The sequence below is a fragment of the Sporacetigenium sp. TC11 genome (assembly GCF_058146105.1).
Window position 1 is genome coordinate 58,539 of the sequence record NZ_JBYVNY010000008.1, and the last position, 17,806, is coordinate 76,344.

Genomic DNA, 17,806 nt, shown 5'->3' on the forward strand with positions numbered 1-17,806 from the left:
TTGTATTCCCCCTAATTTATATTATTTTTCATTAATATCAAAGTGATCTTTTATTATATTAATAACCTCGTCACCTATTTTTTCTTGTGCTTCTTTTGTAGAAGCTCCTATATGAGGAGTAACTGATACCCTTGGATGATTTAATAATTCTAGATTTTTAGTTGGCTCTATTTCAAAAACATCTAAGCCTGCACCCCTTATTTTTCCACTATTTAAAGCTTCAAGCAGATCATCTTCACGTACAAGTGGACCTCTTGCACAATTTATAATGTATACTCCATTCTTCATACTTTTTATTTCTTCATTAGTTATAATAGGACCTATTTGTTTATCATAAGGAATGTGTAATGATATAAAATCTGACTTTTGTATTATTTCATCAAATGAACAAAATTTATATTCATTATACCCATCAAATTTTCCTAAAGTATCATTATATATAACCTTCATACCTAAGGCATTAGCTTTCTTAGCAACTTCTTTTGCAATCCTTCCAAATCCTATAAGGCCTAATGTTTTTCCATTTATTTCAGTTCCATTGTAACTTTTCTTTTCCCACCTACCTTCTCTCATCTCTACATTTGAAATATTTATAAATCTAGCAAGTGAAAATATATGACCAATAGCAAGTTCTGCAACTGATTCACTACTTGCATTTGGTGTATTTGCTACTTTTATTCCTTTTAAGTTTGCATAATCTACATCAATATTATCTAAACCAACTCCAGCCCTTATTATTAACTTTAGTTTGTTGTATTCACAAGCTTTATCTATTATATCTTTTGTTATTTTAGTAGCTGAACGTACTATAATAACGTCTATATCATCGAGGTTATTACCTAGTTCATCTTGTTTATAAAATTGTTCTATAATATTAAACTCTAACTCTCTTAGTTTATTTATAGCATTTTTATCAAATCCATCTGTAATTAAAATATTATACATATTATTCCCCCCTATGCATTCACCAATATATCTTTATTAAGACCTAATATATCTTCAATATTATTTAATAATTCTTGTATATCTTCTAATGTATAATCACCCATATGAGATATTCTAAATGTTTTTTCTTTTAAATCGCCATACCCATTAGCAATTTGACATCCTCTTTCTTGAAGTTTTTTATTTAAATTTGATACATTTATTTCTTTTGTATTTTTTATTACAGTAAGAGTATTTGATAAATAATTTTCATCTGTAAATATTTCAAAATGTTTTCTAGCCCAATTTCTTACTAAATTTGCCATATCCTCATGTCTTTTAAATCTATTGTCTAATCCTTCTTTTAATATTTCATCTAATTGATAGTCTAAAGCAAACATATGAGAAATAGATGGTGTTGAAGGATATTGATGATTTTTCTTTAAAATATACTCATACATTGCTAATAGATCAAAATATACACCTCTATTAGGAATTTGTTTTGCTCTTTTAATAGCCTTATCAGAAAAAGTGCATATTGCCATACCTGGAGGTAACCCTAATGCCTTTTGTACTGAAGTTATACATATATCAATACCTATTTTATCAACTTCTATTTTTATTCCTGCTGCTGAACTAACTGCATCTACACAATATATAATGTCATCATATTTTTTTATAATTTCTCCAATTTCTTCTATAGGATTTCTTACACCTGTAGAAGTCTCATTATGTGTAATAGTTATAACATCGTATTCACCAGTTGCTAATACTTTTTCAACCATTTCTATATCTACTGCTTTGCCATCTTCAACTTTAAATAAATCTGCAGGTACATTATTTGCTATAGCCATTTTGTACCATCTGTCTCCAAATGATCCAGTTGAAAATACAGCTGCCTTCTTCAATGTAGCACAACGAATTGCACCCTCCATCAAACCCGTACCTGATGATGTTGATAATAATACAGCATTATCGGTATAAAATAGTTTTTGTAGTTTCTCACTTACACCCTTTTGAAGATTAGATGCATCACCACCTCTATGGCCTATCATAGGTGTAGCCATTTTTTCAAGTACCTCCCTTTTCACATCTATAGGCCCTGGTATAAATAATTTTTTTCCCATATCTATTTCCCCCTTTAATAATATAAAAATATATAAAAAAAGACCCTCGTACCCTATAAAAAGGGACGAAAGTCTTTATTCCGCGTTGCCACCCAAATTGGTTATATAAATATAACCCTCTTAGACCTGTAACGTAGGTTTACGTCTAATCTTACTATTATTTCCGATTAGAAGCTCTGGAATGGATTCAAAAATCGTTGTAATGAGTTCTCACCAACCACTCACTCTCTGAATACAAACTTATTTTTTACTATTTTCCTTCTTAGCTTTTTGCCTATTTTTTATTTAATAATGATTATATTCTGTATGGTAAATATATGTGATAATTTTTTTATATATATTTTTTTTATTATATAAATATATAAAAAAAGACCCTCGTACCCTATAAAAAGGGACGAAAGTCTTTATTCCGCGTTGCCACCCTAATTGGCTATATATAATATAACCCTCTTAGACCTGTAACGTAGGTTTACGTCTAATCTTACTATTATTTCCGATTAGAAGCTCTGGAACGGATTCAAAAATCGTTGTAATGAGTTCTCACCAACCACTCACTCTCTGAATACAAACTTATTTTTTACTATTTTCCTTCTTAGCTTTTTAGCTATTTTTATTTAATAATTATTATATTCTGCCTTTTAAATATTATGCTAATTTTTTATATAAAAAAAGACCCTCGTACCCCTATAAAAAGGGACGAAAGTCTGTATCCGCGTTGCCACCCTAATTGGTTATATAAAATATAACCCTCTCAGTCCTGTAACGTAGGTTTACGTCTAATCTTACTGTTATTTCCGATTAGAAGCTCTGGAATGGATTCAAAAATCATTGTAATGAGTTCTCACCAACCACTCACTCTCTGAATACAAACTTATTTTTTACTATTTTCCTTCTTAGCTTTTTGCTTATTTTTTATTTAATAACAAGTATATTATATATGGTAAATATATGCAACCCTTTTTTTGAAAATTTTCTATTTTTTATTTTTATAATTAATCCATTCCTATTAGCTCAAGTCTTTTTATGCCTTTTATCTCCCCTATATGACCAAGCATATTCTCAATACTAATTTCTATATCTGACATATCAAAGGTTATACTAACATTGGCAACATTATCTATTGGAATATCCTGATTTATGGTGAGTATATTCCCTTTATATTTAGATATCATATTAAGAATATTAGATAATACTCCTATCTCATGACTTAATAAAAATGACAATGTAACTTTTTTACCAAACCTTTGCTCGGATAAGGTAAATACATAATCTTTATATTTATAAAAAGCACTTCTACTAATTCCAACACTTTTTACTGCCTCTGTAACTTCCTTAACTTCACCTGTTCTAATTAATTTCTTAACCTCGATTACTTTCTCAAAAATATCTGGTAGTATTTCTTTATCTATTACTAAGTATCTGTTTTCCATAGTATAATCCTCTCCATATTTTTTTCTCTTAGTATATTATACCTTAGATTTCTGATTTATTTGTCGGATTAATGACTAAAATGTTTTTAAAAATCCTATTGCTTTCTCCATCTTATATGATATAATGTTCTTCATATAAATACAAGTGTATTTCATTCAAATACACTTTTGAAAAGGGGTAGGTATAGATGATAAAAATAGGATTGCTAGGATTCGGTACAGTAGGTTCAGGTGTATACGAAATAATAAACAATAGCAAAGGTCAATTAAAAGAATCCACTGGACAGGATTTATATATTGAGAAAATTTTAGTTAGGGATATAGAGAAATATAAAAATCTCGATGTAGACTCTTCTCTTTTAACTGTAGATCCTTCAGAAATATTAAACAACCCAGATATTGATCTTATCGTTGAGGTAATGGGAGGTATAGAACCGGCATTTAGTTATATGAAGTCAGCTCTTTCCAATGGAAAACATCTTGTAACAGCCAATAAAGCAGTTGTATCTAAACATCTAGAAGAACTTTCTCAGCTGGCTCAAAAGAACGATAGGGGATTTCTTTTTGAAGCAAGTGTAGGAGGAGGAATTCCAATAATTAAATCATTAAAGGAAAGTATACAACTAAACAATATTAGTTCAATAAAAGGTATATTAAATGGCACAACAAACTTTATTCTTTCAAAAATGTACGATAATGATTTGGATTTCGATGCGGCATTAAAGCTTGCGCAAGAATATGGCTATGCAGAGGCTGATCCTACATCTGATGTTGAAGGGCATGATGCAGCAAGAAAGGTTGCCATTTTATCTTCGTTGGCCTTTAAAGTTCCTGTAGACTTTGATGACATCTCTTGTTCTGGTATCACTTCTATTTCACCATTAGATATTGGTTTTTTCAAAGATATGGGGCTTTCAGTAAAACTAGTAGGCAGTTCAATTTTTAAGGATAATCAAATGTCAGCTTCTGTTGAACCTGTTTTAGTGAATGAATCCTCTCCTTTTGCTTCTGTTAAAGATGCATTTAATATCGTTTCTATTGTTGGAGATACAGTAGGAGAACTTCAATTTTATGGTCAAGGAGCTGGTAAAAAGCCTACAGGTAATGCTGTTGTATCCGACATTATAGATATACTAAAGAATCAATACGACATAGCTAAATTTTCATTTGATTCTTCTGACTATAGTATGAATAAAGAACTATTGAATGGAAAGTATTATGTGAGATTTAGCCTTCCTTCTAAGAATCAAGCTGTTACTATAATGGATAAATTGGATAATCATAATTTAAAATGCGAAGTTTTATCTATGGATGAAAATCTAGTTTTGATTACAGAAGAATTATCTGCACCAGATATAGATCGAATCACTTCAGATCTAGGTGTTGACAAACATAACTTGTGTTATGCGAGAATAGAAAGTTAATAGGCTAAATCTTAAGGTATAGTTTAGGGGGTAATTAATTATGAAAGGTATAGTAGTTCAGAAATATGGTGGTACATCTGTAGGATCTATTGATAGAATCAAAAATGTTGCAAAAAAAGTTATTGCAACTAAAAATAAAGGTAAAAAGGTAATCGTTGTTGTATCTGCTATGGGAGATACAACAGATGATCTAATAGAAAAAGTAAAACAGATAACCCCCCATTCTTCACCTAGAGAGTTTGATATGCTGTTATCTACAGGCGAGCAAATTTCAATTTCTCTTTTAGCCATGGCAATTCAGGCTTTAGGTCATAAATCTATCTCACTTACAGGGGCACAATGTGGTATATTTACTAATGATAACCATAGATCAGCTCGTATAGAAAAAATAGATAAAGCTAGAATAGAGAAAGAATTGAACAGTGATCATATTGTAGTTGTCGCTGGATTCCAGGGATTAGATAATGAGGGAGATGTAACAACTCTAGGCAGAGGAGGTTCCGATACCTCTGCAGTAGCTTTAGCTGCAGCATTTGAGGCAGAGTCATGTGAAATATTTACAGATGTTGATGGTGTTTATACTACAGATCCTAGGATTGTACCTAAAGCAAAGCTTATCAATAAAATTTCCTATGATGAGATGTTAGAACTTGCTAGACTAGGTGCAAAAGTATTGCATCCTAGATCTGTTGAAATAGCAAGAAAATACAAGGTTCCTCTTATGGTAAAGTCGAGTTTTAACGATAACTCAGGAACACAAATTATAGGGGTGGATACTATGGAACAAGCTATTGTAAGAGGAGTTACATTAGATGAAAATATTGCTAAAATTTCTGTTCTTAAGGTTTTAGATAAACCAGGTATAGCTTTTAAACTATTTTCTCATTTGGCATCAAACAATATTTCTCTTGATATGATTATACAAAACGTAAATACAGATTCGGTAAACGATATTTCCTTTACTGTAGCAAAGGATGATTTGAATCAAGCCATTAAAGTAGTGGAAATGGTTATGGATGAAATCGGTGCAAGTAAAATTATCCATGATAATTCTGTAGTTAAACTATCTATAGTAGGCTCTTCTATCTTAGGAGATCCTACTATCGTCTCTCAGTTTTTCGAGACATTTTATGAATTAGGAATTAATGTTCAGATGATAAGTACCTCTGAAATTAAAATATCTATAATTATCGATCAAGAAAAAGCAAAATACGCTCTTAATAACTTGCATAATAAGTTTGATTTAGATTGCTATGAAGAAATTGAACTAAGTACAATATAAAATGAATATATGTAGTATAAAAAGAGGCTGTCTCTATAATGATTTTTAAAAATCATCTTGAAACAGCTCTCTAATATTATTACATCATTATACTGATTTGAGTCATCTTATTTGCCAAAATTCCGTATGGATTTCCTGAATTCAATCCAAACTAGTAATCCTTATCATTCCCTGCAAACGGTTCTCCCAATGTATTCTTTAGATCTGATATAATTTGCTCATTCTCTCCAACATATAGAATAATAATATTTCCCTTTTTGTAAAAATGAGGAATTGAAATCCAATCTATAGACATTGAATTATTTCCATCGCTATACCCCCATCCATCCATATTTATATTCTTTGCATCAGCTTCCATTTCTTTGTTACTACCGTATGAATAAATATCTAATGATTCCTCACCTATTATCATCCTTTTTCTTGGTGCTTTAAGAAAATCTTTTTCTGCATCTTGTAATTCAAAATTATAGTTCTGTGCTTTCATTTCGCTTTGAAATTGCTCTAAATTGAAAATATCTTGTGATTCTTTTCTGATGCTGCAGCCTATCAGCATTGTAATTGCTAATAACGATAGAGTAAGAAATACAATATACTTATTTAACTTCCTCATAATGCATTATCCCCTTTTCTTAATTTTCATCTCAACTAAAGATATATAAACATTGTGATTTAACTAGAATACTACTTGGGCTCACTGTGAATGGTATGCGAGCGAGGGGACTTATTCATTTACATCAGATAGTAAAATTAAACTTACTAGCTATGATAAAAATAACAGAAAAAAAATAGCAGATACTGGTGTTTATGACTTCACTATTAACGGAAATACTCTTACTCTAACAAGTGAAGGTGGTGATTCACTAACACTTGAAAGAACTAAATAAAACTAATAATCACTTTACAATATATCATAATATACAATAAAAAAGAGCATGATCTGCTGAATAGACCCTGCTATGTGTGAAATTATCACTACATTCAAATAAAAGGTATTTAAGTTATTTGAACTAGATAAATGTATTATGTGTACATACTCTATTAATATTTCTAAAACAAAATTTAAGAGCTATATTTTAGAAGATTTTAGGTTTTCTTTATTAACTCACCTAGGTCATAGCTACTATTCTTGTGTAGGTATTCCATACTTTTCAGGCTGACCCATATACTCATCAAAATCAATATTCCCTTTATATTCAAAGGACTTAGTTTTTTCATTATAATCAAATATTAATAATACATCCTTATCACCAATAACGCTTCTATCTGCCATTATACCTATCCTATTAGGTGCAATTTGAATAGGTTTACTGCTCTCATTTAGTTCAACTGATGCAGCAGGTACATTTATAGATTCTAAGCTAGGTTTAGAAGCTATTATTGCTAAGCAAATCAGAATCCCCGTTAAAAGTCCTATTACAATTTCTTTTGTATATTTATCCATAACACTCCTCCTATAAAACATTATAATTTCTATATATGAAATGAAAATACAGGATAAATAATTCATATTAAACTATCTATCCTGTATGTATATTTTCTACATTTCAACTATTAGTGAAGTTCCCATTCCTCCACCGATACAAAGAGTTGCAAGTCCGTACTTACTATTTCTTCTCTTCATTTCATGTAAAAGAGTAACAAGTATTCTAGCACCTGAGGCACCTATTGGATGACCTATTGCTATTGCTCCACCATTTACATTTACTTTACTCATATCAAAGTTTAATTCCTTTGAAACAGCTAGTGCTTGAGCTGCAAATGCCTCATTTGCTTCAATTAAATCTATATCTTCTAACTTTAAGTTTGCCTTATTTAATGCCTTTTTCACTGCATCTACAGGTCCTATTCCCATTATAGAAGGATCTACCCCTGCTGAAGCATAACTAACTATTTTAGCTAAAGGCTTGAGTCCTAAGCTTTCACATTTTTCTTTACTCATTATAACAAGTGCTACTGCTCCATCATTTATACCTGATGCATTTCCTGCTGTAACAGTTCCATCTTTTTTAAATGCTGGTTTTAACTTTTGTAATCCTTCTATAGTAGCCCCATGTTTTATAAATTCATCATTTTTAAATACTATAGGATCTTTTTTTCTTTGTGGTATAACTACTGGAACAATTTCTTCATCAAACTTTCCATCAACTTGTGCTTTTTCTGCTTTATTTTGAGAAGAAAGCGCAAATTCATCTTGCTCATCTCTACTTATATTGTATTGAGTGGCTAAGTTTTCTGCTGTAATTCCCATATGGTAATCGTTAAATGCATCCCATAATCCATCTTTTATCATTACATCTTTCATTTCTGCATTGCCCATTCTATATCCCCATCTTGCACTATCTAATACATATGGAGCCTTTGACATATTTTCAGTTCCACCAACAACTACTATATCATTATCTCCAGAAAGAATAGTTTGAGCACCTAATGATACAGTTCTAAGACCTGACCCACAAACCTTATTTAATGTCATTGTAGGAACAGTAACTGGTAATCCTGCATCTAATGCACATTGTCTACTTATATTTTGACCAAGTCCTCCTTGAAGAACAGATCCAAATATAACCTCATCAACATGACTTCCTTCAATACCCGCTCTGTTTAATGCTTCTTTAATAACTGTACTTCCAAGAGTTCTAGCATCAACATCCTTAAGACTTCCTCCATAGCTTCCAACTGCTGTTCTAACAGCAGATACTATTACTGCTTCCTTCATTTTTATTCCCCCTTAATATTTATGTTAATAAATAAACAATGCCTTTTCAGCACGAAAGCCACTCTACTAATCTAAGATTAATATAATGGCTTTCTTTATAACTTATTTAGTTGTAGTCATAGAAACCTTTTTTAGTTTTTCTTCCAAGTAAGTTACCTCTTACCATTTTTCTAAGAAGTGGATGAGGTCTATATTTGTCATCTCCAAATTCACTATGAAGTATTTCCATTATATATAAAACTACATCGTTTCCTATTAAGTCAGAAAGCTCAAGTGGTCCCATAGGGTGCCCTGCCCCTAGCTTCATAGCTGTATCTATTTCTTCCTTACTTGCAACACCATCTCCAAGTATTCCTACTGCTTCATTTATCATAGGAATAAGTATTCTATTTACTATAAACCCTGGAGCTTCATTTACCTTTACTGGAGTTTTGCCTATACTTTCACATACTTTATATATAGTATCAAAAGTTTCATTTGATGTTGATATTCCATTTATAATTTCAACTAATTTCATAACAGTTGCTGGATTGAAAAAATGCATTCCTATTACCTTGTCTGGTCTTGTAGTAGCTAGTGCTATTTCTGTTATACTTAAAGAAGATGTATTAGTTGCAAGTATTGCTTCTTTTTTAACTACTTCATCTAATTCCTTAAATATTACTTTTTTTAGTTCCATATTCTCAACTGCAGCTTCAATTACTATATCAACATCTTTTAAGTCATTTATATCTGTTGATGCATTTAATTTTTTAAATATATTTTCTTTTTGCTCTTGTGTTAACTTTCCTTTTTGAACCTTTTTACTTAAGTTCTTTTCTATTGATTCCAATCCTTTTTGTATAGATTTTTCTGTATTAGCTCTCATTACTACTTCATATCCATTTTCTATAAATACTGAAGCTATTCCGCTTCCCATTGTTCCGCTTCCTATAACCCCTATTTTCATAATCCCACTCCTTATTTATTTTTAAATTCAGCCTTTCTTTTTTCCATAAATGCACTCATACCTTCTTTTTGATCTTCTGTGCAAAAACAGTTTCCAAATACTTGAGCTTCATAGTCAAAATTTAAGTTTTTAGAATATGAAAAGTTTATGGCCTTTTTGGATTGAATTAAAGCTAAGTATCCATTTTTAGCTATTGTATTACCCATATTTACTGCTTCTTCAAATGGATTTTCACTTAATTTATTTAACAATCCTATTCTTAAAGCTTCATCCCCATTTATCATAGACCCTGTAAATATTAATTCCTTAGCTTTTCCTACTCCTACAACATTAAACAATCTTTGTGTTCCACCAAATCCTGGTGTTATTCCAAGACCTACCTCTGGTTGACCAAACTTAGATTTGCTATTTCCTATTCTTATATCGCAAGATAATGCAAGTTCCATGCCTCCACCTAAGCAGAATCCATTTATGGCACCTATTACTACCTTATCTAGGTTTTCTATTTTTTCAAATACATAATTTCCAAACTTAGAAAACTCAGTGGCATCTATTGCATTCATATCCTTCATTTCCTTTATGTCTGCTCCTGCTACAAATGCCTTTTCACCTTCTCCAGTAATAATAAGGACATATACACTTTTATCACACTTTATTTCATCTAATATAGAGTTTAGTTCTTTTAGTGTTTCATAATTTAATGCATTTAAAAATTTAGGTCTATTTATTTTTAAAACTCCTATATTTTCCCCTAATTTTTCATAGCTTAAATTAATCATATAGTTGCCCCCTGATTCATAAGGTTTCTATTTACTATTTCAGTTACAGCAAATGAAGCAACATCATCAGCATATTTTCCTGGACCAAATCCAGCATCATATCCAAGTTCTTTAGCTAACTCATGGCTTATTCTAGGTCCGCCACATACTAATATAACCTTATCTCTTAATCCTTCTGCTTCAAGTAATTCAACTAAATTAGTTAGGTTTTGTATATGAACATTTTTTTGAGTAACAGTTTGAGATACTAATAATACATTGGCATTAAGCTCTATTGCCTTTTTTATAAACTCTTCATTAGGAACCTGACTTCCTAAATTATATGCCTCTAACATTTCATATCTTTCTAGTCCATAATGACCTGCATACCCCTTCATATTCATAATTGCATCTATTCCAACAGTATGTGCATCAGTTCCTGTACTTGCACCTACTATTACAACTTTTTCCCCTATATTTTCTTTTATATATTCATTTACTTCTTCCATATCCATAGTGTCTACATCTACGCTTTCAACATGGATTTGAGTATAGTCTACACTATGAGTTAAGCTTCCATAAACAACATAAAATGTAAATTCCTTGTCAAGACTACCATGATGAGCTACATTTGGTTCATTAAGCCCCATTTTCTTGGCAAGAATCTTAGCAGCTTCAATACCTTTTTCGTTGTCTTCAACTGGTAGAGTAAAGCTAACTTGAACTTTTCCATCATTCATAGTGTCTCCATATGGAGTTACTTTTGTTAAATCCAAAGTTTTATCAAATTCTTTTGCATCCATTGAATAAAGACCGCTGCTCATTAGTTTTCCCCCTTTAACATTAAATCTATAAATGGATTGAAGTAGCTCTTTTCCTTTTCAACTACTCCATCAAGTCCTTTTCCTCCATTAATAGGTCTTTTAACCCCTGCAAATATTCCTTTTTCTAATGTTGTAAATAACCCTTGTTTTTCTATTTCAGTTAATAATTCATAAGACTTATTTAAAACCTCATCAGCTCTACTTTGAATTATTCCACCTTCTTTGAATGTTATTTCTTCACCAAAAGAACTCATATTATTAAATATATATTGTGCATTGTCTATAGATAAAGCTCTATCAGACATAAATGGAGTATGGATAGCTTCTGTTAACATTCCTAATAAATGAAGCTTTTGACCAGTCATTATAGTTACCATATTGAATAATGTATTTTGAACGTGACCCTTAAATACATCTCCAGTCATGAATTTAGTTGGAGGCATATACTTTAGTGGAGCCTTTGGGAATATTTCTCTAGCCATTTGTGCTTGAGAAAGTTCAAGTAAAAATCCGTCTTTAATATCTGGATGTATTTCAAATGCATGACCAAGACCCATTTGTTCTTCAGGAAGTCCTGCAGTAAGTGCAAACTGCTCATTTATAAATTGAGAAGCAAGTACTGTATGTGCTTCTTCTACTGCATCTGCTGTAGTTAAATAGTTGTCTTCTCCAGTATTTATAATTACACCTGCAAACCCATTTATTATTCTTGAGAAATATTGGTCTACCATAGTTCTTTTCATATTTATATCTCTAAATAATATTCCATATAATGCATCATTAAGCATTACGTCTAATCTTTCAATTGCTCCCATTGCAGCTATTTCTGGCATACAAAGACCAGAACAATAGTTACAAAGTCTTATATATCTTCCTAATTCTTCTCCCACTTCATCAAGGGCAGCTCTCATTAATCTGAAGTTTTCTTGAGTTGCAAATGTACCTCCAAAACCTTCAGTAGTTGCTCCATATGGTACATAATCAAGTAAACTTTGTCCAGTAGTTCTTATAACTGCTATTATGTCTGCACCTTGCTTTGCAGCAGCCTTAGCTTGAATTATATCTTCGTAAATATTGCCCGTTGCAACTATTACATATAAGTATGGTCCACTTTTATCTCCAAATTCATTTAAATATTCTTCTCTTTTTTCTCTATTTCCTTTTATTTTATGTACAGTTTCTTTTGCAACTTTGTTAACTGCCATTTTAATTTCAAATGAATCTCCTGTAGGAATTTTAGTAAGATCTATTTCTCCACTTGCAACCTTCTCAGCTATTTCTTGAGGAGTAAGGTTTAGGTTGATCATTGCATTTCCAATGAAAAACGATGCTCCAATAGATAGTCCATTTCCCTTTGCAATATTATCTACAACTATATTTGGAAGTGGTACTCCAAACTCATCTACCCCATCAATTCCAAGTAACCTACATATAGTTCTTTCAACTGCAACAGTAGTATGTTGATCTATAAACTCTTGTGTGCCATATGCTATGTTTTTTGCTGACTCTCTTGCTTTTTCTACTACTCCCCAATTTAAGTTTAATTTACTTTGCATATTCATCCCCCGTTTCATAAAAGTTTTTGGCTATGTCTACAATAGATTTTTCAAGTCCTAACAATATGGATATATTAAGTGCATCCTTTGGAACCATATTGTTTGCACAAACTTTTTCTAATTTATAGTCCATATGCTCTTGAATTATTTCTATAGAACTTCCTTTATTCAAATCTATTTTGTATCTTAAAGAATCAAAATTTACATTTTTAAGTCCTACAACTTGATAATGAACTATGTCATCTTCTACTACTCCATCATAGTGAGTAGAAACTAAGCTAATAGTATTAAAATCGTTTAAGTATTTAGTAAGGGATTTTACTAAGAAGTAACCTTCCTTTGGATTTGTTCCCCTAGCAAATTCATCTAATGCAACAAAACCATTTTCCCTTTTGACACATTCTACAACTTCCTTTAACTTAACTATTTCTGCTCCAAAGGTGCTCAGTCCCTTACTTATAGACTGCATATCATCAGATATAAAGTATATAAAATCTAAAATTGAAAATCTTAAATCCTTAGCAAATACGAAAAATCCGCTTTGAGCAAGAAGTAAGTTTAAAACTATTGTTTTTAATGTAACGCTTTTTCCCCCCATATTAGCTCCAGTAATTACACTGACTCCATTTTTAAGAGATATACTAATTGGAGTAAATGTCTTTCCTTTTTTACTTAATATATTTTGGATATATGGATTAAATGAATCTTTTATATAAATACTATCTTCAATACATATATTAGGTTTTTTACCGTTAAATTTAATTGATAGCTTTCCTTTTCCTATTAAAAAATCTAGCTCTCCTAAAGAACTTATATTTTTTTCTAATAAATCTATATATCTTCTTATTTTTTCACTTAAATATTCTTTAATATTAAGCTCTTCTTTTTCTTCTTCGATAACAATATCTAGTCTTTTTTCTTTTAATATTTTTATTTTTTCTTCATCAGATTCTTTAAATATTTTCTCTTCTATTGCTCTTTTTTCATTTCTTATATTTTTTAAAACTTCACTATAAGAATCATATATGTAAAATGTATGTATTTTCTTATTTTCAGGATCTAGTAAAGATATAATATCTTTTAAAGAGTTATATTCTATATTATCTATATCTAGATTTATAATTTTGTATACATTTATTAACTCTTCCATTACAATTGAAAAGTTTTTTAATTCATAAAGTTCTACTTCATCTAATACAACAAATTCTCTACATCTTTTTAAGGAATTTCTTATATCCTTAAACTTACAAAACAATCTTTCTATATCTATATAAAGTTCTTTATTATCATTTATACTTGCTACTATTTTTTCAACATTATTTAATTCATTTATTAATTCATCTTTTTCATTTTTCTTAAAGACTCTTATTTTCTTCTTTTTATCTACTCCATATGGTGTAATTACATCTAATTTTTCTATTATAAAATTAAATCCAATAGCTTCTCTTTGATCTTTATCTAAAAATTTCATATTATTCACCCCCTAGGATATCAAATATAGGAAGGTCTATTTCACCTTTAAGTAGATTTAAAAACTTATCCTTATCAAATTCATATCCGAAAGGTGACTTTGGATTTGCAGTTATGCAAATTATATTTATTGGAGATAAGACGTTTATCTTTCCCCCAGTTTTTTCAAATTTATATAAAACTTCTTTACTTAAAAATAACTTTGTTCCATCTTGAACTAAAAATGTAATCCCTTTATATTTAGTACTGTTCTTCATTATGCTATCTAGAAGCTTATCTCCTAATATTCCATTAATAACAACATAATCTGAAGCCTCATCTAAGGCTTCTATTATTTCACTTGATGAGTCTAGAGCTGTTTTTAAATCTAAACTTTTTATATTTTTATACTTATCTATTATTGATACTTTAGATAAGTTTGAAATTTCTTTTGCTAGCTTTAAAACTTCTTCATTTTCTTCCTTATGTGTAGACAACAACTTAACTGCATGTGCTGTTTCGTCTACAACTTTGTATATATTTTTATTCAATGATGCTCCAGTGCAAAGTATAGTTCCTTTAGTAACACTTGGGGATGCTAGACTTTTTCTTGAAATAGCTCCATCTGCTATTACAATATCACAACCTAATTTTTGTAATTCACTACATATATGTTCTAGGTAATAATTAAATGAAGGACCTGCAAGTTGAACATATCCATCACTTAATGCCCTAAATATAATAATCTCTCCCATAGGGGTGTTAATTCCTGTTGTAGCTATTATTTCATTTGTTACATCACTGTCTAAAAGACAACTCTTAGCACTAGCTATATATGTACCTTTTCTTATATATATCCTCGGTTTGTGAGTACTCGTTACTACATCTTCTTCTTCACCATCTCTACCTATAGAGGTGAGACCGAGGATAGTATTATCCTCAGTCTCATTTATAATATAATTAAGGGTAGTTGTTTTTCCTACATTTTTATCCATTCCTATAATAGATATGCTTTTATATTCCTTAAGCGTGTGCAGGAGCTTCTTCATGATGTTTATGCTCTCTTTGTTTTCTTTCAAGTCCTTCTGGCTCTAATGTCATTTGTTGACCATTAAGTAAACCTGCAACCCCAACCTTTTTAACTTCCTTTTCTCCTGTACATACTTCACATTTGCATCCTGGAACATAATTAGTTGGCTCATCATAAGTAGTTATTACACCTTCAAAGTTTCTAAGTATTACCTTATTGTGACTTTGAGATATTACGTAGTTTGGCATAACTGGAGTTTTTCCTCCACCACCAGGAGCATCAACAACAAATGTTGGTATACAATATCCTGATGTATGACCTCTTAATCCTTCTATTATTTCTATTCCTTTAGATACTGTAGTTCTAAAATGCTCAAGTCCCATTGAAAGGTCACATTGATATATATAGTATGGTCTAACTCTTATTTTTACTAAGTCATTAACAAGATCTTTCATAACATGAACACAATCATTTACTCCTCTTAAAAGTACTGATTGGTTTCCAAGAGGGATTCCTGCATTTGATAGTAATTCACAAGCTCTCTTTGATTCTTCTGTAATTTCATTTGGATGATTAAAGTGAGTGTTTAACCAAATTGGATGATACTTTTTAAGCATATTAACAAGATCTTCAGTTATTCTTTGAGGCATAACTACTGGAACTCTTGATCCTATTCTTACTATTTCAACGTGAGGTATTTCTCTTAATCTCTTGATTATGTATTCTAATTTTTCATCAGACATTAAAAGCGCATCTCCACCTGATAATAATACATCTCTTATTACTGGAGTTTTTGCAATGTAGTCTATTGCATTATCTATTTGTGTCATAGGAAGTGCACTATCATTTTGTCCAGCAAATCTTCTTCTTGTACAGTGTCTACAGTACATTGAACATTGATCTGTTACAAGAAGTAATGCTCTATCTGGGTATCTATGTGTAAGGCCTGGAACTGGCGAATCTCCATCTTCATGAAGTGGGTCTAGCTGATCTGCATCTGCTTTATGTAACTCTAAGCTCATTGGAATTGCTTGCTTTCTTACAGGATCATTTGCATCATCTTTATCTATAATTGATAAATAGTAAGGAGTTATAGACATTCTTAAAGTTTCTAAACACTTTCTAGCTCCTTCTTCTTCTTCCTCTGTTAATGGTATATATTTTGTAAGTTCATCAACAGTTTCAATTCTATTTTTTACTTGCCATTTCCAATCATTCCATTCCTCATTAGTTACATTTGGAAAAAGTTCAGCTCTTCTATTTACTTTCATATTCCCATCCCCCTTTTATTATTTATACATATAAATCTTGGAATATATTTTTTAAAACCTCAGATTCTCTTAGATCCTCTAAAGTTACATCAGCATGCCCCTTTGTATATCCATTTCCTATTATCATTGTTACGTCTTTTCCTACACCTTCTGCTCCTAATGCTGATTTTGTAAAGCTTGTAGCCATAGAGAAGAAATAAACTGTTCCATCATCTTTAACAGGAAGTATTGTTGACATTTCTGTATTTGGAACATTTACAACGTTTATAGCTACATCTATTTCTTTACCGTCATTTGCCTCAAGAACTTTATTTAAAACATCTATTGGCTCTTGAGCATCTGCAATTATTACCTTATGGCAAAAACCTGTTTTTTCTAAGAAATCTCTGCTTTTTTCATTTCTAACAAGGCCTATTACATTTTTTCCTTTTTTCTTTGCTTCATAGCAGCAAAGCATTCCTGATTTTCCATTAGCTCCAAGTACTAAAACTGAATCCCCTTCTTTTACAAGATTTCTAGTTTGAGCTGGTGCTCCTGCTACATCAAGAGCTGCAAGTGCCAAAGTTTCTTCCATATCCTTTGGTAGAACTGCATAAATTCCACTTTCAAATAATATTGCTTTACCTTTTATTTCTACTCTATCTATATCAGGTTTTATATCTATTATTTCTTCTATTTTTAGAGGAGTCAATGAAAGTGATACTAGCGTTGCTATTTTATCTCCTTCATTTAAATCTATTTTTCCTTTTAAGCCTTCCCCTATTTTTTCTATAGTTCCAATTAACATTCCCCCAGAACCTGTAACCGGGTTTTGCATTTTTCCTTTTTCATTAACTATTTCTAGTATTCTATTTTTTATTTTTTCAATATCGTGCTTACATTCTTCTTCTATTTGAGTAAAACTTGCAGAGTCTATATTCAATGCTTGAACATCTATTAACACTTCATTATCAAATATAGTCATATCATTACATATTTTAGTTGCTGCTTGAGGTAGAACACCCTTTGGTTCTATTACTCTGTGAGTTCCGTATTTACATCCGATTTGCATATATTTATCCCCCTT

The 17,806-nt window shown here is 30.8% G+C and carries 16 protein-coding genes and 3 other annotated features; of the genes, 2 read left to right on the forward strand and 14 right to left on the reverse strand.

Annotation, left to right across the window (positions count from 1 at the left end):
* Positions 1 to 21: 21 nt before the first annotated feature.
* The 3 genes from ACUSRV_RS12040 to ACUSRV_RS12050 form a co-directional block, all read right to left on the reverse strand.
* Entirely contained in the window at positions 22 to 945 is a 924-nt protein-coding gene (locus ACUSRV_RS12040; RefSeq protein ID WP_490142212.1) for a D-2-hydroxyacid dehydrogenase, read from the reverse strand.
* 11 nt (positions 946 to 956) lie between these two features.
* Positions 957 to 2,051 (reverse strand): pyridoxal-phosphate-dependent aminotransferase family protein, encoded by a 1,095-nt coding sequence (locus tag ACUSRV_RS12045; protein ID WP_490142213.1) that lies wholly within the window; start codon positions 2,049 to 2,051, stop codon positions 957 to 959.
* Between the two features lie 58 nt (positions 2,052 to 2,109).
* Positions 2,110 to 2,324 (reverse strand) — a binding site (T-box leader).
* 114 nt (positions 2,325 to 2,438) lie between these two features.
* Positions 2,439 to 2,654, reverse strand: a binding site (T-box leader).
* An 86-nt stretch (positions 2,655 to 2,740) separates the two neighbouring features.
* Positions 2,741 to 2,955, reverse strand: a binding site (T-box leader).
* Between the two features lie 88 nt (positions 2,956 to 3,043).
* Entirely contained in the window at positions 3,044 to 3,481 is a 438-nt protein-coding gene (locus ACUSRV_RS12050; RefSeq protein WP_490142214.1) for an ACT domain-containing protein, read from the reverse strand.
* A gap of 188 nt (positions 3,482 to 3,669) precedes the next feature.
* Here ACUSRV_RS12050 and ACUSRV_RS12055 point away from each other — a divergent pair, with 188 nt between their 5' ends.
* Both ACUSRV_RS12055 and ACUSRV_RS12060 read left to right on the forward strand, forming a co-directional pair.
* Positions 3,670 to 4,905, forward strand: coding sequence for a homoserine dehydrogenase (locus ACUSRV_RS12055; protein ID WP_490142215.1), 1,236 nt, complete (start codon positions 3,670 to 3,672; stop codon positions 4,903 to 4,905).
* A gap of 40 nt (positions 4,906 to 4,945) precedes the next feature.
* Complete coding sequence (locus ACUSRV_RS12060) at positions 4,946 to 6,187, forward strand: aspartate kinase (protein ID WP_490142216.1); 1,242 nt, start codon at positions 4,946 to 4,948, stop codon at positions 6,185 to 6,187.
* A gap of 151 nt (positions 6,188 to 6,338) precedes the next feature.
* Here the strand turns inward: ACUSRV_RS12060 and ACUSRV_RS12065 are convergent, their stop codons facing one another.
* The 11 genes from ACUSRV_RS12065 to kdd form a co-directional block, all read right to left on the reverse strand.
* Positions 6,339 to 6,797 (reverse strand): hypothetical protein, encoded by a 459-nt coding sequence (locus tag ACUSRV_RS12065; RefSeq protein WP_490142217.1) that lies wholly within the window; start codon positions 6,795 to 6,797, stop codon positions 6,339 to 6,341.
* A gap of 510 nt (positions 6,798 to 7,307) precedes the next feature.
* Complete coding sequence (locus ACUSRV_RS12070) at positions 7,308 to 7,628, reverse strand: hypothetical protein (RefSeq protein ID WP_490142218.1); 321 nt, start codon at positions 7,626 to 7,628, stop codon at positions 7,308 to 7,310.
* 96 nt (positions 7,629 to 7,724) lie between these two features.
* Positions 7,725 to 8,903: an acetyl-CoA C-acetyltransferase gene (locus ACUSRV_RS12075; protein WP_490142219.1), complete on the reverse strand. Its 1,179-nt coding sequence runs from the start codon at positions 8,901 to 8,903 to the stop codon at positions 7,725 to 7,727.
* Between the two features lie 106 nt (positions 8,904 to 9,009).
* Entirely contained in the window at positions 9,010 to 9,852 is an 843-nt protein-coding gene (locus ACUSRV_RS12080) for a 3-hydroxybutyryl-CoA dehydrogenase (protein WP_490142220.1), read from the reverse strand.
* Between the two features lie 11 nt (positions 9,853 to 9,863).
* On the reverse strand, positions 9,864 to 10,631 hold the full coding sequence (locus tag ACUSRV_RS12085; protein WP_490142221.1) for an enoyl-CoA hydratase-related protein: 768 nt from the start codon (positions 10,629 to 10,631) through the stop codon (positions 9,864 to 9,866).
* Positions 10,628 to 11,434: a lysine 5,6-aminomutase subunit beta gene (gene kamE / locus ACUSRV_RS12090; protein ID WP_490142222.1), complete on the reverse strand. Its 807-nt coding sequence runs from the start codon at positions 11,432 to 11,434 to the stop codon at positions 10,628 to 10,630. The genes ACUSRV_RS12085 and kamE overlap by 4 nt, the downstream gene beginning before the upstream one ends.
* A complete protein-coding gene (kamD, locus tag ACUSRV_RS12095) occupies positions 11,434 to 12,990 on the reverse strand; it encodes a lysine 5,6-aminomutase subunit alpha (protein WP_490142223.1) in 1,557 nt (518 codons plus the stop codon). The genes kamE and kamD overlap by 1 nt, the downstream gene beginning before the upstream one ends.
* Positions 12,980 to 14,461, reverse strand: a complete 1,482-nt coding sequence (gene kamC, locus ACUSRV_RS12100; protein ID WP_490142224.1) for a lysine 5,6-aminomutase reactivase ATPase KamC — start codon at positions 14,459 to 14,461, stop codon at positions 12,980 to 12,982. The genes kamD and kamC overlap by 11 nt, the downstream gene beginning before the upstream one ends.
* 1 nt (position 14,462) lies before the next feature.
* Positions 14,463 to 15,488 (reverse strand): lysine 5,6-aminomutase reactivase subunit KamB, encoded by a 1,026-nt coding sequence (kamB, locus tag ACUSRV_RS12105; protein ID WP_490142225.1) that lies wholly within the window; start codon positions 15,486 to 15,488, stop codon positions 14,463 to 14,465.
* Positions 15,463 to 16,740 (reverse strand): lysine 2,3-aminomutase, encoded by a 1,278-nt coding sequence (gene kamA / locus ACUSRV_RS12110; RefSeq protein ID WP_490142226.1) that lies wholly within the window; start codon positions 16,738 to 16,740, stop codon positions 15,463 to 15,465. The genes kamB and kamA overlap by 26 nt, the downstream gene beginning before the upstream one ends.
* 22 nt (positions 16,741 to 16,762) lie before the next feature.
* Entirely contained in the window at positions 16,763 to 17,791 is a 1,029-nt protein-coding gene (gene kdd, locus ACUSRV_RS12115; protein WP_490142227.1) for an L-erythro-3,5-diaminohexanoate dehydrogenase, read from the reverse strand.
* Positions 17,792 to 17,806: the final 15 nt, after the last annotated feature.

What these genes read in the sequence shown, in the direction of transcription:
- ACUSRV_RS12040 (WP_490142212.1), bottom strand. Translation starts at nt 945, where the DNA reads ATGTATAATATTTTAATTACAGATGGATTTGATAAAAATGCTATAAAT.
- ACUSRV_RS12045 (WP_490142213.1), bottom strand. Translation starts at nt 2,051, where the DNA reads ATGGGAAAAAAATTATTTATACCAGGGCCTATAGATGTGAAAAGGGAG.
- ACUSRV_RS12050 (WP_490142214.1), bottom strand. Translation starts at nt 3,481, where the DNA reads ATGGAAAACAGATACTTAGTAATAGATAAAGAAATACTACCAGATATT.
- ACUSRV_RS12055 (WP_490142215.1), top strand. Translation starts at nt 3,670, where the DNA reads ATGATAAAAATAGGATTGCTAGGATTCGGTACAGTAGGTTCAGGTGTA.
- ACUSRV_RS12060 (WP_490142216.1), top strand. Translation starts at nt 4,946, where the DNA reads ATGAAAGGTATAGTAGTTCAGAAATATGGTGGTACATCTGTAGGATCT.
- ACUSRV_RS12065 (WP_490142217.1), bottom strand. Translation starts at nt 6,797, where the DNA reads ATGAGGAAGTTAAATAAGTATATTGTATTTCTTACTCTATCGTTATTA.
- ACUSRV_RS12070 (WP_490142218.1), bottom strand. Translation starts at nt 7,628, where the DNA reads ATGGATAAATATACAAAAGAAATTGTAATAGGACTTTTAACGGGGATT.
- ACUSRV_RS12075 (WP_490142219.1), bottom strand. Translation starts at nt 8,903, where the DNA reads ATGAAGGAAGCAGTAATAGTATCTGCTGTTAGAACAGCAGTTGGAAGC.
- ACUSRV_RS12080 (WP_490142220.1), bottom strand. Translation starts at nt 9,852, where the DNA reads ATGAAAATAGGGGTTATAGGAAGCGGAACAATGGGAAGCGGAATAGCT.
- ACUSRV_RS12085 (WP_490142221.1), bottom strand. Translation starts at nt 10,631, where the DNA reads ATGATTAATTTAAGCTATGAAAAATTAGGGGAAAATATAGGAGTTTTA.
- kamE (WP_490142222.1), bottom strand. Translation starts at nt 11,434, where the DNA reads ATGAGCAGCGGTCTTTATTCAATGGATGCAAAAGAATTTGATAAAACT.
- kamD (WP_490142223.1), bottom strand. Translation starts at nt 12,990, where the DNA reads ATGCAAAGTAAATTAAACTTAAATTGGGGAGTAGTAGAAAAAGCAAGA.
- kamC (WP_490142224.1), bottom strand. Translation starts at nt 14,461, where the DNA reads ATGAAATTTTTAGATAAAGATCAAAGAGAAGCTATTGGATTTAATTTT.
- kamB (WP_490142225.1), bottom strand. Translation starts at nt 15,488, where the DNA reads ATGAAGAAGCTCCTGCACACGCTTAAGGAATATAAAAGCATATCTATT.
- kamA (WP_490142226.1), bottom strand. Translation starts at nt 16,740, where the DNA reads ATGAAAGTAAATAGAAGAGCTGAACTTTTTCCAAATGTAACTAATGAG.
- kdd (WP_490142227.1), bottom strand. Translation starts at nt 17,791, where the DNA reads ATGCAAATCGGATGTAAATACGGAACTCACAGAGTAATAGAACCAAAG.